This is a genomic window from Edwardsiella sp. A.80236 (genome assembly GCF_044540725.1).
GTDB lineage: Bacteria > Pseudomonadota > Gammaproteobacteria > Enterobacterales > Enterobacteriaceae > Edwardsiella > Edwardsiella tarda.
In genome coordinates, this window is the sequence record NZ_JBIUCY010000021.1 from 20,760 (window position 1) to 33,783 (window position 13,024).

Below are 13,024 nucleotides of genomic sequence, written 5' to 3' on the forward strand. Positions count from 1 at the left end.
GCGGGGCCGTGGGGTTAATTATCCAGGCGCCCGGCGCTACGCGCCTGAGCTTCCCACTCGGGAACAACCGTGTTCAGGAAGCGCTGCTTCTCGTCGGTCATCTGCGGCATATTCATCCCCAGCGCCTGCTGAGCCAGTGCCTTGGTGGAAATATCCGGCAATGCGACCGCCTCGTTGACGCCATAACGCGCCAAGACGCGCACCAACTGAGTACGCGCGTTAGCGGCCTTATCCAACGCGCTGCCCAGCATATGCAACGCCACATCCGGCGCATGCATCTGCACCCCGTGAGAGGCGATGGCGAAGTCCCAACGCCATTGGGCATGACGGATATCCGTCAGGATCGGCTGCATCTCGGCCTCCGTGGCGCCGGCGGCCCAAGCGGCCTTAGCCTCGAAGTGCGCTCGCACCAGCTGATCCTCCGCCTTCAGCTTGAGATCTTGGATGTCTTGCTTACGCTTGGCCACGGTCTGCTGCAAGGTGGCCTTATCCTGAGTGTGGCAACTGCGGCAGGTCTGCTCGAAGTTATCGAAGGGATTACCGATCTTGTGGCTGGTGTAGAGCTTACCCTCGGCATTCTGTACCTTGGGCATGTGGCAATCGACGCAAGAGACATTATTCTGGCCGTGGATCCCGACGCGCCAGGTCTCATATTCGGGGTGCTGCGCCTTTAACATCGGCGCCTTGGAGAGCGGGTTCACCCAATCGGTGAAGCCAATACCGTCGTAATAGGCCTCGATCTCATCGACCTGGGTCCCTTTATCCCAAGGCAGCTTGACGTGCTTCTCCTTGCCGGAGAAGTAATACTCCACGTGGCACTGGCCGCAAACCATCGACTGCTGATCGAAACGATTACCCTGTTCGAAGGGCTTGCCGATCGCCTCTAGGGCGCGTACCGCGTAGGGACGCGACAGGTGCAAGGCCGGTTTTCCGGCGGCAAAATCGGCCGACGCGGTGTTGTGGCAATCGGCGCAGCCCAAGGCATTGACGATCTGTGGCCCGCCGCTCGCCCAGGTACCATGGTAGTAGGCATCCTCGCCCTGTTCTGCGATCACCCGCGCCACGTCGGGGCTCTTACAACTCCAACAGGCCATCGGCTGCGGGCCATCCTCCGGTTTCATCGGTGCTCCGGTACGCAATGTCTCGCGTACATCGGTTAACGCATAGGCGTGCCCGCGCGGCTTGTTATAGTCTTTGGCGAAGGCGTAACCGGCCCACAAAATCACTAGGCGGGGATCCTCGGCCAAGGCATCGGCTCGCTCGCCCTGCTCCGACGTTGCCAGCCAGGAGGCGTATTGATCGGGGTGAATGGCGGCGAAACGATCGTTGCGCGCCTCCACCGCCACGCCAGCAGGCGGCGGCGCCGCGTTTCCTTTCTCTGTCGCGTCGGCGGCCTGCGCGCCCCAACCCCATAACCCTAACACCACCCCGCACAGCATCCGTTGTAGTGCATTGCTTACCTTGCTCATAAGCGTTCCATCCACCGTTATAACACCTGCCTGGTAGCTAACCCGCAGGTTAGGATTAACACAGCGCACATCCCTGGGCGTGAGGATGAAAATAATTTCCAGACCGAAGTAAAACAGCCAGCAGCGACATAAATAATGGTATCTCGCCTAATAAATATTTAATGCACCCCAGTCTGCGCGCAGTTTATTTTTATTGATCGCCCACTATAAATAGCAAAAACCACATAAAAAATATTGTTTTCGATCAAGGCGAGAAAAAACCATATATAACAATGAAATATTCTGTAGATAAGGCCACGAAGAGGAATGAAAACATGGTCTAATACACGCCAGAGCTGAGGAAAACCCGACAAAACAAATAAAAAACAACTCGCGCTTATCACAACAAATAAAAAATACCCCAAGTGGGGTATTTTAATTTAAATAAAATAGAGTCGTTGCGTTAGCAGGGAATATAGCGAAAATGTACCTGCTTTTTCGAAATCAGACCATGACCCTGTTGGCAAAAATAGTCGACGGCACCGCACGCCTGCAATACTTGCAAAGGGTGTTGGCATTGCGGGCACAAAGCCTCGCGGCGGTAGGCTTGCTGACAGACGGGGCACACCCAGCGCCCATCTTGCCACGTTAGCGCCTGCTGGCACTGCGGACAGGTGTCTTGCATCATACGCTCCTAAATCACTCCCCACTGACGTAGAAAGTAGAGTCCCAACGCCGTGGTGAAAAATGAACCCAATGTGGTGATCGCGATGATATTCGCCGCCAGCGTCGCATTACCGCCCATCGCCCGCGTCATCACATAGCTCGCCGCCGCGGTCGGCGTCGAACTCAACAAGAAAATCACCCCCAGCGTAACATGGCGGAAACCGAACAACCAGGCACCACCGGTCATGAAGAGCGGCAAGAGCAGCAGCTTGGCCAGCGAGGCATAACCAGCCACATTCGATGCACCGAACATGGCCCGCCAATCGATACTGGCACCGGCGCACAGTAACGCCAACGGTAGGGCCATCGCCGCGAGGAAGTTACCGGTGTCATGCACCACCTGCACCATCGGCCAGCCGCTGGCGGCCCACAGCAGCCCAAGGATGATGGCGATGATCAGTGGATTCAAGGCGATCCCGCGCAACATGCTGCGCCAGCCGATCCCCTGTTGAGTATCGCCGTAGAGCGAGCGTGTCAGGGTGATCACCGACAAGACATTAAACAGGATCACCGTCACCGCCATATACAGTGAGCCGATCGCCACCCCTTCGCTGCCATAGGCGCTGGCGCAGTAGGCTAAGCCGACGATCGCCGTATTGGCGCGAAAGCCCCCCTGGACGAAGATCCCCCGCTCGCGTGCATCACGCACCAGCCAGCGAGAAACCCACTCTAACAACAGGAAGCTGAGTAGCGTCGCCCCGGCGCCGTACAGCACGAAGGGCAGGTTTTGGCGTAGCGAGGCTTGGCTGGTGGCAATGCTGAAAAACAGCAGACAGGGCAGCGACAGGTTAAACACCAGGCGCGTGGCGCTATCGCAGAAACGATCGTCGAGCAGACGCCAACGGCGCAGCAGGATGCCGATCAACAACATCAGCAGATTGGGAACGGTCACGCCAAAGGCGAAACTCCAGGTCTCCCAGGACATAGCACATCCTTGTTGCAAGGCGGGAAAGAGTGGGCATTTACGTTAGCACAGCGCCAAAAAAAACGGGACACTTTCGTGTCCCGCTTGGCGTCGTTACTTGGCCTTTCTCAGATGGCTCAGTAAGCGCTTACGCTTACGCATCTGGTTAGGCGTCAAGGTATTACGCTTACCGGCGAACGGGTTATCCCCCTCTTTAAACTGGATACGAATCGGGGTCCCCATCACGTTTAACGAGCGACGGAAGTAGTTCATCAGGTAGCGCTTATAGGAGTCCGGCAGATCTTTTACCTGGTTGCCATGGATCACCACGATCGGCGGGTTGTAGCCACCGGCGTGCGCATACTTCAACTTCACGCGGCGTCCACGCACCATCGGCGGTTGGTGGTCATCTTGCGCCATGGTCATGATACGCGTCAGCATCGAGGTACTGACACGACGGGTGGCGCTTTCATAGGCCTCTTGAATCGACTCGAACAGGTTGCCGACCCCGCTGCCATGCAGCGCGGAGATAAAATGGATGCGCGCGAAGTCGACGAAGCCCAGGCGCAGATCCAGCATATCCTTCACCTGCTCCTTGACCTCCAGACTCAGGCCGTCCCACTTGTTGACCACCACCACCAGTGAGCGCCCACTATTCAGGATGAAGCCCAGCAGCGAGAGATCCTGATCGGAGATGCCCTGGCGCGCATCGATCACCAGCAGTACCACGTTAGCGTCTTCGATCGCTTGCAGCGTCTTGATCACCGAGAATTTTTCTACCGTATCCGTCACCTTGCCGCGCTTACGCACCCCGGCGGTGTCGATCAACACGTATTCGCGCTCATCGCGCTCCATCGGGATGTAGATACTGTCGCGCGTGGTGCCCGGCATGTCATACACCACCACACGATCCTCACCCAGGATGCGGTTGGTAAGCGTGGACTTACCCACGTTAGGACGACCGACGATGGCGATCTTAATCGGTTGCCCGATCGGATCAAACTCCTCCTCTTCGTCGGCCTCAGCCTCAGCCTCGGCCTCTTCCGCCTCAAGCTCGGCCCAATAGGCGGCATTCGCCTCCTCTTCGCTCAGCTCCGGCGCCGGCTCCTCCTGCGGGATGAACGGCACCAGCGCATCTTCGATCAACTGGGTCACACCACGGCCATGCGAGGCGGCGATCGGATGAACCTCACCCAACCCCAGGGAGTAAAAGTCGCCGATGGCGACATCGGCATCGATGCCATCGGTCTTGTTCGCCACCAGGAAGGTGGACTTATCACGGCTACGCAGATGACGGGCGATCGCCTCATCCGCCGGCAGCAGCCCGGAGCGGGCATCGACCAGGAACAGTACGATGTCGGCCTCTTCGATCGCCAGCAGCGACTGCTCCGCCATGTGGGTTTCGACCCCATTCTCGCTACCATCGATCCCACCGGTATCGATGATGATAAACTCGTGACCGTTCACTTCAGCACGACCATACTTGCGATCTCGGGTTAACCCGGGGAAGTCGGCGACCAGCGCATCACGGGTGCGCGTCAACCGGTTAAATAAGGTGGATTTCCCCACATTCGGGCGCCCGACTAGCGCGACGACAGGTATCATTGTTGAAGCCTCTATTACGTAATCTCATCCTGCAGCGCCGCTCGGCGTACAGGAATATGCAGAAGATGAAACGGCCCCTGAGGTCATCAGGAGCCGTTCCGGGCGGTAGAAAACCACCCTATATCATTTTATAAATCAACGGGAAATGGCGTAAACGTCACCACCACGCGCCTGAATAATCAGGTTATCCCCCGCGACCTGACCAGCGCTGAGCAGACCCGAACTATCCAGTTTCTGCTCCACCACCAGGCGTCCATCGTCCGGGTTGATCCAGTACAGGTACCCTTCCGCATCGCCGACCACCAGGTAGCCGCGATACAGTACCGGCGCCGTCACGCCACGGTGCAACAGCTCGCTGTTCTTCCACAGCACCACACCGCCGTTGATACCCAGGGCGGCAACGCGGCCATCCTGATCCACCAGATAGATGCGCCCGCCATCGACGATGATGTTATTCACCCCGCCCATGTCGCGCTTCCAGACGATCTGGCCAGAGCGCAGATCCAGCGCCGACAGGCTGCCGTTGTAGCCCAGGGCGTAAACCACCCCATCAACCACCACCGGCGTCATGTCGATGTCGTTCAGGCGATCGATCTCAGTCGCACCGGTCGGCTGCGCCACCCGCTGCTGCCAAATCATCTGCCCTTGTTGCAGCAATACCGCACTGACGCGGCCGTTATCGCCACCGACGATCGCCGCGCCATAGGCGACGGCAGGTGCCGACTCGCCACGCAGCGTCAGCGACGGCATATCCAGGCTCACGGTCCACTTGATCGCGCCGTCGTTCTCATCCAACGCCTGCAACATACCATTGCTGGTGTGGATCAGCACCAAACCATCGCTGACCACCGGACGGGAGATGGCCTCACCGGCCACCGTCGTCTTCCAGGCCACGCTGCCATCGTCGCTATTCAGCGCATACACCAGCGCGTGCTCGGAGCCGACATACAGCTTACTACCGGCAACGGTCAGCCCGCCGGAGAGCAACGCGTCGCTACGTGAGAACCAGCCGTCCTTCTCACCCAGATTCACCGACCACAGCTTGTCGCCATTTTCGGCGTTCATCGCCATCACCAGCCCCTGACGATCGGCGGCATAGATATGATTATCTTGATACGCCGGACGCAGGTGGGAGTAAAAATCACCGACACCGTTACCCACCGAGCGGCTCCAGACCGTCTGTGGAGTAAACTGGTTTTCAACCTGCGGCAACGGCGCCATCACCACCGTATCCGTCTCGCCGCTAAACCAGGAGCACCCGCTCAGCATGGTTGCTGACAGTAAGCCGACCAGGAGCGTTTTACGCAATTGCATCGATTATCCCCTTAACTGGATAAATTATTCAGTTTCATTCGCAGTAGCGCCTGCAATGACTGAGAGGCCCCCTCTGCCAGCCCTTTGCTGTAGGCCTCGCGCGCGCCCTTGGCGTCACCCTTCTTCAGCAACACATCACCGCGCACATCCTGAGCCAACGCCTGCCACCCTTTGGCGGTGACGCCATCCAGGGTCTTCAGCGCGGCATCCAGTTGGTTATCCTGTAGTTGTACCCGCGCCAGACGCAGATCGCTCAGCGCCTTCAGGTTTTCATCCTTTGCCTGTCCTGCCGCCCAGGCTAACTGGCTCTGCGCCTTGCTAAACTCGGCCTTATCGACCTCGTGTTGCGCCAGCTGAAGCGCGGCCAAGACACCATAGTTATTGGCGTTCTCTTTGATGAAGGCCTCGCTGAGCGCGACCCCATCCTGCTTGCCGCCGCTCAGCGCCTCACTGGCCTGCTGGTAAGTTTGGGAAGCCTGCGCCATGCCGGCCTGTTGATGGTTGGCCCAATAACGCCAGCCAAACAGTGCGCCGACGCCGATCACCACCCCGACCACCAGCGTTTTACCATACTCTTGCAAGAAATGGCGGATGGCATCAACCTGTTCGTTCTCTGTGCTATAGACTTCCACGGTTTCTTACTCCTTAGCCCAACATGGTCGCCAACAACGCCGCGGCCTGATCCTGCGCCACGCTCTGCTGTTCGCCGCTTGCCAGGCACTTCACATTCACCTGACCGCTCTGCACTTCGCTCTCTCCCAGCACCAGGGCGATACGGGCGCCCCACTTGTCGGCACGAGCGAACTGCTTCTTAAAGTTACCGCCGCCGTAGTTAGTCATCAGACGCATCTGCGGCAGCGCATCACGCAGCTGCTCGGCCAGGCGCATCGCCGCGCTCTGGGTCCCCTCGCCGACGGCGATCAGGTAGACATCGACCGTACGCTGCGGCAGGAAGTCCGGGTTAACCGCTTGTACCAGCAGCACCAGACGCTCCAGCCCCATGGCGAAGCCGACCGCCGGTGTGGCGTGGCCGCCCAATTGCGCCACCAGACCATCGTAACGGCCACCGGCACAAACGGTGCCCTGGGCGCCCAGGCTGTTCGTCACCCACTCGAATACGGTACGGTTATAGTAGTCCAAGCCACGCACCAGGCGTTCATTCACCGTGTAGGCAATACCGGCGTCGTCCAGCAGGCGGCATAGCCCGGCGAAGTGGGTGCGAGACTCCTCGTCCAGATAATCTGACAGACGCGGGGCATCGTTCAACAGCGCCTGCACGGCGGGATTCTTCGAATCCAGCACACGCAGCGGGTTGCTGTACATGCGACGTTTGCAGTCTTCGTCCAGCTGATCTTTATACTGCTCCAGATAAGCGACCAGCGCATCGCGATAGTTAGCGCGCGCCTCCAGCGAGCCGATAGAGTTCAGTTCCAACGCCACGTGCTCGGCGATGCCCAACACTTTCCACCAGCGAGCGGTCATCATGATGATTTCGGCATCGATGTCTGGACCAGCGAGGCCAAACACCTCGGCACCCAACTGATGGAACTGGCGATAGCGCCCCTTCTGCGGACGCTCATGACGGAACATCGGCCCGATGTACCACAGACGCTGCTCCTGATTGTACAGCAGACCATGCTCGATCCCGGCGCGCACGCAACCCGCGGTCCCTTCTGGACGCAGCGTCAGGCTGTCGCCATTGCGGTCTTCGAAGGTATACATTTCTTTCTCAACCACATCGGTCACTTCGCCGATGGCGCGTTTGAATAACGGGGTCTGCTCTACAATCGGCAAACGGATCTCGCTGTAGCCGTAGCTGGCCAGCACCTGCTTGAGCGCCGCCTCGATCGGCTGCCACAGCGCCGTGTCTGCCGGCAGATAGTCGTTCATGCCACGAATGGCCTGGATATTCTTAGCCACGTCAACTCTCTATGTAATTTGCAAAAACTGGCCCGATTATAGAGGCAACGCTAGTCCCTCTTCAACGCGGGCAGACTACGGCGCCGCCGACGCGGCGCCGTGCATGTCATTAGGCGTCCAGTTGGGTGATGCCGATTCGCATCTTCTCATCCAACTGCGCCGCCTTGGCGCGGATCTTCGCCTCCAACTGATCGATGATGGCGCTGTTGTCGAAACGCTCTTTCTGACGCACGCCATCTTCGTAAAACCCGCTCTTATTATGGCCGCCGGTCACCCCCAGCGTCGAGACCAACGCCTCGCCCGGGCCGTTAACCACACAGCCAATGATGGAGACATCCATCGGCGTGACGATATCTTCCAGACGCTGCTCCAACGCATTCACCGTGCCGATCACGTCAAACTCCTGACGCGAACAGGTCGGGCAGGCGATGAAGTTGATGCCGCGAGAACGGATACGCAGCGACTTGAGGATGTCGAACCCGACCTTGACCTCTTCCACCGGATCGGCGGCCAGCGACACACGCAAGGTATCGCCGATCCCTTCCGCCAACAGCATGCCCAGCCCGATCGCCGACTTGACGGAGCCACTACGGGCGCCGCCCGCCTCGGTGATCCCCAGGTGCAGCGGTTGATCGATACGCTCCGCCAATAGGCGATACGCCCCGACCGCCAAGAAGACGTCAGAGGCCTTCACGCTGACCTTGAACTGATCGAAATTGAGCCGATCCAGAATGTCGACATGACGCATGGCCGACTCCAGCAACGCCTGCGGCGTCGGTTCGCCATACTTCTCCTGGATATCCTTCTCCAGCGAGCCGGCGTTCACCCCGATACGGATGGGAATACCGCGCTCACGCGCGCAGTCGACCACCGAACGGATGCGACTCTCGTTGCCGATGTTGCCGGGGTTAATGCGCAGGCAGTCCACGCCGTACTCCGCCACCTTCAAGGCGATGCGGTAGTCGAAGTGGATATCCGCCACCAGCGGCACCTGGGCCTGCTGCTTAATCAGCTTAAAGGCCTCGGCCGCCTCCATGGTCGGCACCGAGACCCGCACGATATCGACCCCGACCCGCTCCAAGGCGCGGATCTGGGCCACCGTCGCCGCCACATCGGTGGTACGGGTGTTGGTCATAGACTGGACGGCAATCGGAGCGCCGTCACCGATCGGCACACTGCCGACATTGATACGCGTCGATTTACGGCGCTTGATGGGGGATGCGTTATGCATGACTTCTCTCCGCCCTTGCCGTAACTCAGTTAGCCGCCGCAGGTTGTGCGTCTAACGTCAAACGGGCAACCTGGCTTGACTTGATAAAACGACTCAGATCGACCGGCTTGCCCAGATACTGGATCTGCACCGCCGCTGGCGCGCCGATCTTCAGACGGTAAGGCGCCTTACCGGAAAGTTCGAGCTTCGCCCCTGCCGGTTGCAAGCCGCTGAACAGGATCTTACCGCTGGCATCACGCACTTCCAGCCAGCACTTGTCGTTAAAGTGCATGACCAGAGGCTGTGTGCTCGCCGCCTCGCTCCCTGCCGCAACGCTAGCCGCCGCCGTCGGCAACGCCGTAGATAACGGCGTGACATCGGCTTGGCTCGGCGCCACTACCGCGCCGGGTGCCGTCGTCGCGCTCGGTGCCGGAGTCGCTTGCGCGCTCCCGTTGGCGGCGTTGACGGCCGGAGGGGTGCTCTCACCCTGCGCCGCCGGGGCCGCGCTATCGCTGCTGGTCGGGGCGCTAGGGGTCGCAGGCTGGGAGGAGGATGCCGTGCTGGCCGCCGCGTCATCCGCCGCCGACGCCGCGGAGGCGGACAAGTCGACGGGCTGAGCCTGCTGCTGTTTCGCCAGCTGCGCCGAGGACTCATCGGCCATCTCGACGATATCCTGCTGCTGAGCCTTATGGTTCTGCCACCACCATGACCCGGTGATGCCAATTACCACAAAGATCACCAGCCAGGTGAAGGTCATCAACCAGCCTTCGCGTTTCTTACGCCGCTTGCCCAGCGAAAAGCTTTGCATCGGTGCCATTTTTACCGCCCGGACCGGTGCCTGCTTGGCCAGCAGCGGTGCGATCTCCTGCTCGGGGATCTGTACCAGCTTGGCATAGGCGCGGATATAGCCACGGACGAAGGTTGACACTAAGCCATCGGGGGCCTTGTCTTCTTCGATATCTCGTATTGTCGAGAGCTTCAGACACAGGCGTTCTGCCACCTGCTGCTGGGTAAGCCCTAAACGTTCACGGCCCTGGCGCAGACGCTCGCCAGTGCTCATCGGTGCTGCTTGATCTTGGGAGGCTTCAGTATTCATTCGCTAGGAACTGCTGGTACTGTTGGGATTGTGGAAAATTTCGCGCCAGTTGTTTGCCATAACGTTCAAGGTTCGTCTGGCGCCCATCTAACGCAGCGAAACGGATTTGTAACCATAAACTATCGGCGCTAGCCGGTAAAATATGATTGTAAACATCCAACATCAGTCGTGCTTCCGTGCGCTTACCCTGTTGTAGCGCTTGCGAGGCCACCGCCAGCAGGTGCGCGCCCTGCTGCGGATCCGCCTTCAACGCACGGATGAAAAGTCTACGCGCCTCATCGGGACGGGCGGCATGCAAGAAGCAGCTTCCTGCGCTGAAAAATGCGCCGGCAACCCATCCCTCATCGGAGCGGGAGGCCGCCGCGTTAAACTGTTGTTGCGCCGCTACATACTGCCCTAAAGTGCAGAGAAACGCACCGTAATTATTCATCACGGTGGCGCTGTCCGGCGCCGCCGCCAGTGCCTGACGATAGCCTTGCGCGGCCGTTTGCAGCTGGCCGCGCTGTTGCTGATACATCGCCGTCAGCAGCAAGGTACGATAGTCATCAGGCGCGGAGGCCGAGAGTTGTGAGAGCGCCTGTTGTGCCTGCGGCAGATCGCCGCGTGCCAACGCCGTAAACACCTGCTGCGGAAGCGGTAACGCCGCCGCGCGATCCGGTGAGGTCTCGACTGACCGTTCAGCACACCCGGCCAGCACGACGGCCAACCCCCAACTCATCACCGCCCTTATCGTTCTCATCCCTTGCTCCCGCACTCTCGCATGCGAGCAAGCCTCGATGTGAGGCGCGCGCCGCCAATCAGCGACGGGCGCCCTGTTACATCAGACTTCGCGCACGTTGATAGGTTCCCCGGCCGCCTGCTTCTTCAGGGTCCGTTTGGTTCGGTCGATGACCTCGCCGGCCAACTGACCGCAGGCCGCGTCGATGTCATCACCACGCGTCTTACGCACGATGACGGTAAAGCCATACTCCATCAACACCTTAGAAAAACGGTCGATCCGGCTGTTGGAGCTGCGGCCAAAGGGCGCGCCCGGGAAGGGGTTCCATGGGATCAGGTTGATCTTACATGGGGTATCCTTCAGGCATTCCGCCAGTTGGTGGGCGTGCTCCGTCCCATCGTTGACATGGTCCAGCATCACATACTCGACCGTCACCCGCCCCTGATTGGCATTGGATTTCTCTAGGTAACGACGCACCGACGCCAGGAAGGTTTCGATGTTGTACTTACGGTTGATCGGCACGATCTGGTCGCGGATCGCGTCGTTCGGGGCATGCAGCGAGATCGCCAACGCCACGTCGATCATGTCGCCCAGCTTATCCAGCGCCGGCACCACCCCTGAGGTGGAGAGAGTGACACGCCGCTTGGAGAGGCCGAAACCAAAGTCATCCAGCATGATCTCCATCGCCGGGATCACGTTGGTCATATTGAGCAACGGCTCACCCATCCCCATCATCACCACGTTGGTGATCGGACGGTTGCCGGTGACCTTCTGAGCGCCGATGATCTTGGCCGCGCGCCAGACCTGACCGATGATTTCCGACACCCGTAGGTTACGGTTAAAGCCCTGCTGAGCCGTCGAACAGAATTTGCACTCCAGCGCGCAGCCCACCTGGGACGAGACGCACAGGGTGGCCCGATCGTCTTCCGGAATGTAGACCGTCTCGACTCGCTGGTCACCGACCTGGAGAGCCCACTTGATGGTGCCATCGGAGGAGCGCTGCTCCACCGCCACTTCCGGCGCCCGGATCTCCGCCACCTGTTTCAACTTGGCGCGCAGCACCTTGTTGATATCGGTCATCGCATCGAAGTCGTCGCAGCAATAATGATAGATCCACTTCATGATCTGATCGGCACGGAACGGTTTTTCGCCCATCGCGGCGAAGAATTCACGCATCTGCTTACGGTTCAGATCAAGCAGGTTAATTTTTTCCGCCGGCTGGGCTGCGCAAGGCGCCCCCTCGGCAGAGAGTGGGTTAAGATGAATATCAGACAAGGGAGACTCGACGGCAGTGGCATCGGGCGCACGGCCCGCATGCGATGAAGGATTCTTGGACATAAAAATAGCTAGGCCTCGTTGTTACACTTTGCGGCTCATTGCCATCGCGCCGCCTGCGGCGAGATGGAAAAACGGGTAGACAATAACGCCCCGGTAGAAACACGGGGCGCTATATTGTACTCACTCTCGCCAGACGATGCCATGGCGATCGTGCATCCGGGGCGGATTTCACCGCCAGACTACGGCTTCAACGCGTGCGCGGGCAGAGCTCGTCGGCGCTGAAGAAGTAGGCGATCTCCCGCTCGGCGGAGGCGGGCGAATCGGAGCCATGCACCGCATTCTCCGTCAGACTATCGGCATAATCCGCACGCAGTGTGCCCGCCAAGGCATTCTCCGGGTTGGTTGCCCCCATGATCTCACGGTTGCGCCGAACCGCGTCCTCCCCTTCCAGTACCTGTACCATGATCGGCCCAGAGGTCATAAAGTTGACCAAGCCAGTAAAGAAAGGACGCTCGCGATGCTCGGCATAGAAGCCTTCCGCCTGCTCGCGCGTCAGGTGCACCATCTTAGCGGCGACGATCGACAACCCTGCCGCCTCAAAGCGTGCATAGATGGCGCCGATCACATTTTTGGCAACCGCATTCGGTTTTACGATGGAAAAGGTACGTTCTAAGGTCATGTCTACCCCTGTCAGACTGCTTGAATCAAAATCCGCGCGGGATTCTACGGCGCCACGGCGCCGGAAGAAAGCCGACCGGCCATGCTAACGCCATGAGCAGACGGAAGATTTTACTTACGGCTCCCT

Annotated in this window: 12 protein-coding genes; all 12 read right to left on the bottom strand. The window is 59.4% G+C overall.

Translation table 11 applies throughout. The features are described 5' to 3' along the window. Positions 1-14 precede the first annotated feature (14 nt). The 12 genes from nrfA to ndk all read right to left on the bottom strand — a co-directional run bounded on the left by nrfA (position 15) and on the right by ndk (position 12,898). Positions 15-1,469, bottom strand: a complete 1,455-nt coding sequence (nrfA, locus tag ACEQFP_RS15250; RefSeq protein WP_396464354.1) for an ammonia-forming nitrite reductase cytochrome c552 subunit — start codon at positions 1,467-1,469, stop codon at positions 15-17. Positions 1,470-1,911: 442 nt separating this feature from the next. Continuing rightward, positions 1,912-2,133, bottom strand: a complete 222-nt coding sequence (locus ACEQFP_RS15255) for a zinc ribbon domain-containing protein (protein WP_005289535.1) — start codon at positions 2,131-2,133, stop codon at positions 1,912-1,914. A 9-nt stretch (positions 2,134-2,142) separates the two neighbouring features. After that, positions 2,143-3,099: an AEC family transporter gene (locus tag ACEQFP_RS15260; RefSeq protein ID WP_005289536.1), complete on the bottom strand. Its 957-nt coding sequence runs from the start codon at positions 3,097-3,099 to the stop codon at positions 2,143-2,145. A 93-nt stretch (positions 3,100-3,192) separates the two neighbouring features. Continuing rightward, complete coding sequence (der, locus tag ACEQFP_RS15265) at positions 3,193-4,683, bottom strand: ribosome biogenesis GTPase Der (RefSeq protein ID WP_005289538.1); 1,491 nt, start codon at positions 4,681-4,683, stop codon at positions 3,193-3,195. 135 nt (positions 4,684-4,818) lie between these two features. Then, positions 4,819-5,997 (bottom strand): outer membrane protein assembly factor BamB, encoded by a 1,179-nt coding sequence (bamB, locus tag ACEQFP_RS15270; protein ID WP_005289541.1) that lies wholly within the window; start codon positions 5,995-5,997, stop codon positions 4,819-4,821. Positions 5,998-6,008: 11 nt separating this feature from the next. Beyond that, positions 6,009-6,629, bottom strand: a complete 621-nt coding sequence (locus ACEQFP_RS15275) for a YfgM family protein (protein ID WP_005289543.1) — start codon at positions 6,627-6,629, stop codon at positions 6,009-6,011. Between the two features lie 13 nt (positions 6,630-6,642). Then, positions 6,643-7,917, bottom strand: coding sequence for a histidine--tRNA ligase (gene hisS, locus ACEQFP_RS15280; RefSeq protein WP_396464355.1), 1,275 nt, complete (start codon positions 7,915-7,917; stop codon positions 6,643-6,645). A gap of 109 nt (positions 7,918-8,026) precedes the next feature. Beyond that, positions 8,027-9,148 carry a flavodoxin-dependent (E)-4-hydroxy-3-methylbut-2-enyl-diphosphate synthase gene (ispG, locus tag ACEQFP_RS15285; RefSeq protein ID WP_005289547.1) on the bottom strand — a complete coding sequence of 374 codons (1,122 nt, stop codon included), beginning with the start codon at positions 9,146-9,148 and terminating at the stop codon, positions 8,027-8,029. Between the two features lie 25 nt (positions 9,149-9,173). Next, entirely contained in the window at positions 9,174-10,223 is a 1,050-nt protein-coding gene (gene rodZ / locus ACEQFP_RS15290) for a cytoskeleton protein RodZ (protein WP_005295079.1), read from the bottom strand. After that, complete coding sequence (pilW, locus tag ACEQFP_RS15295; protein WP_068871695.1) at positions 10,213-10,962, bottom strand: type IV pilus biogenesis/stability protein PilW; 750 nt, start codon at positions 10,960-10,962, stop codon at positions 10,213-10,215. The genes rodZ and pilW overlap by 11 nt, the downstream gene beginning before the upstream one ends. An 81-nt stretch (positions 10,963-11,043) precedes the next feature. After that, positions 11,044-12,216, bottom strand: coding sequence for a bifunctional tRNA (adenosine(37)-C2)-methyltransferase TrmG/ribosomal RNA large subunit methyltransferase RlmN (locus tag ACEQFP_RS15300; RefSeq protein ID WP_172953296.1), 1,173 nt, complete (start codon positions 12,214-12,216; stop codon positions 11,044-11,046). A 250-nt stretch (positions 12,217-12,466) separates the two neighbouring features. Continuing rightward, positions 12,467-12,898 (bottom strand): nucleoside-diphosphate kinase, encoded by a 432-nt coding sequence (gene ndk / locus ACEQFP_RS15305; protein ID WP_005289558.1) that lies wholly within the window; start codon positions 12,896-12,898, stop codon positions 12,467-12,469. Positions 12,899-13,024: the final 126 nt, after the last annotated feature.

Excerpts from the sequence above, each read along its gene's own strand:
- nrfA (WP_396464354.1), bottom strand. The coding sequence starts at position 1,469 with ATGAGCAAGGTAAGCAATGCACTACAACGGATGCTGTGCGGGGTGGTG.
- ACEQFP_RS15255 (WP_005289535.1), bottom strand. The coding sequence starts at position 2,133 with ATGCAAGACACCTGTCCGCAGTGCCAGCAGGCGCTAACGTGGCAAGAT.
- ACEQFP_RS15260 (WP_005289536.1), bottom strand. The coding sequence starts at position 3,099 with ATGTCCTGGGAGACCTGGAGTTTCGCCTTTGGCGTGACCGTTCCCAAT.
- der (WP_005289538.1), bottom strand. The coding sequence starts at position 4,683 with ATGATACCTGTCGTCGCGCTAGTCGGGCGCCCGAATGTGGGGAAATCC.
- bamB (WP_005289541.1), bottom strand. The coding sequence starts at position 5,997 with ATGCAATTGCGTAAAACGCTCCTGGTCGGCTTACTGTCAGCAACCATG.
- ispG (WP_005289547.1), bottom strand. The coding sequence starts at position 9,148 with ATGCATAACGCATCCCCCATCAAGCGCCGTAAATCGACGCGTATCAAT.
- rodZ (WP_005295079.1), bottom strand. The coding sequence starts at position 10,223 with ATGAATACTGAAGCCTCCCAAGATCAAGCAGCACCGATGAGCACTGGC.
- pilW (WP_068871695.1), bottom strand. The coding sequence starts at position 10,962 with ATGAGAACGATAAGGGCGGTGATGAGTTGGGGGTTGGCCGTCGTGCTG.
- ndk (WP_005289558.1), bottom strand. The coding sequence starts at position 12,898 with ATGACCTTAGAACGTACCTTTTCCATCGTAAAACCGAATGCGGTTGCC.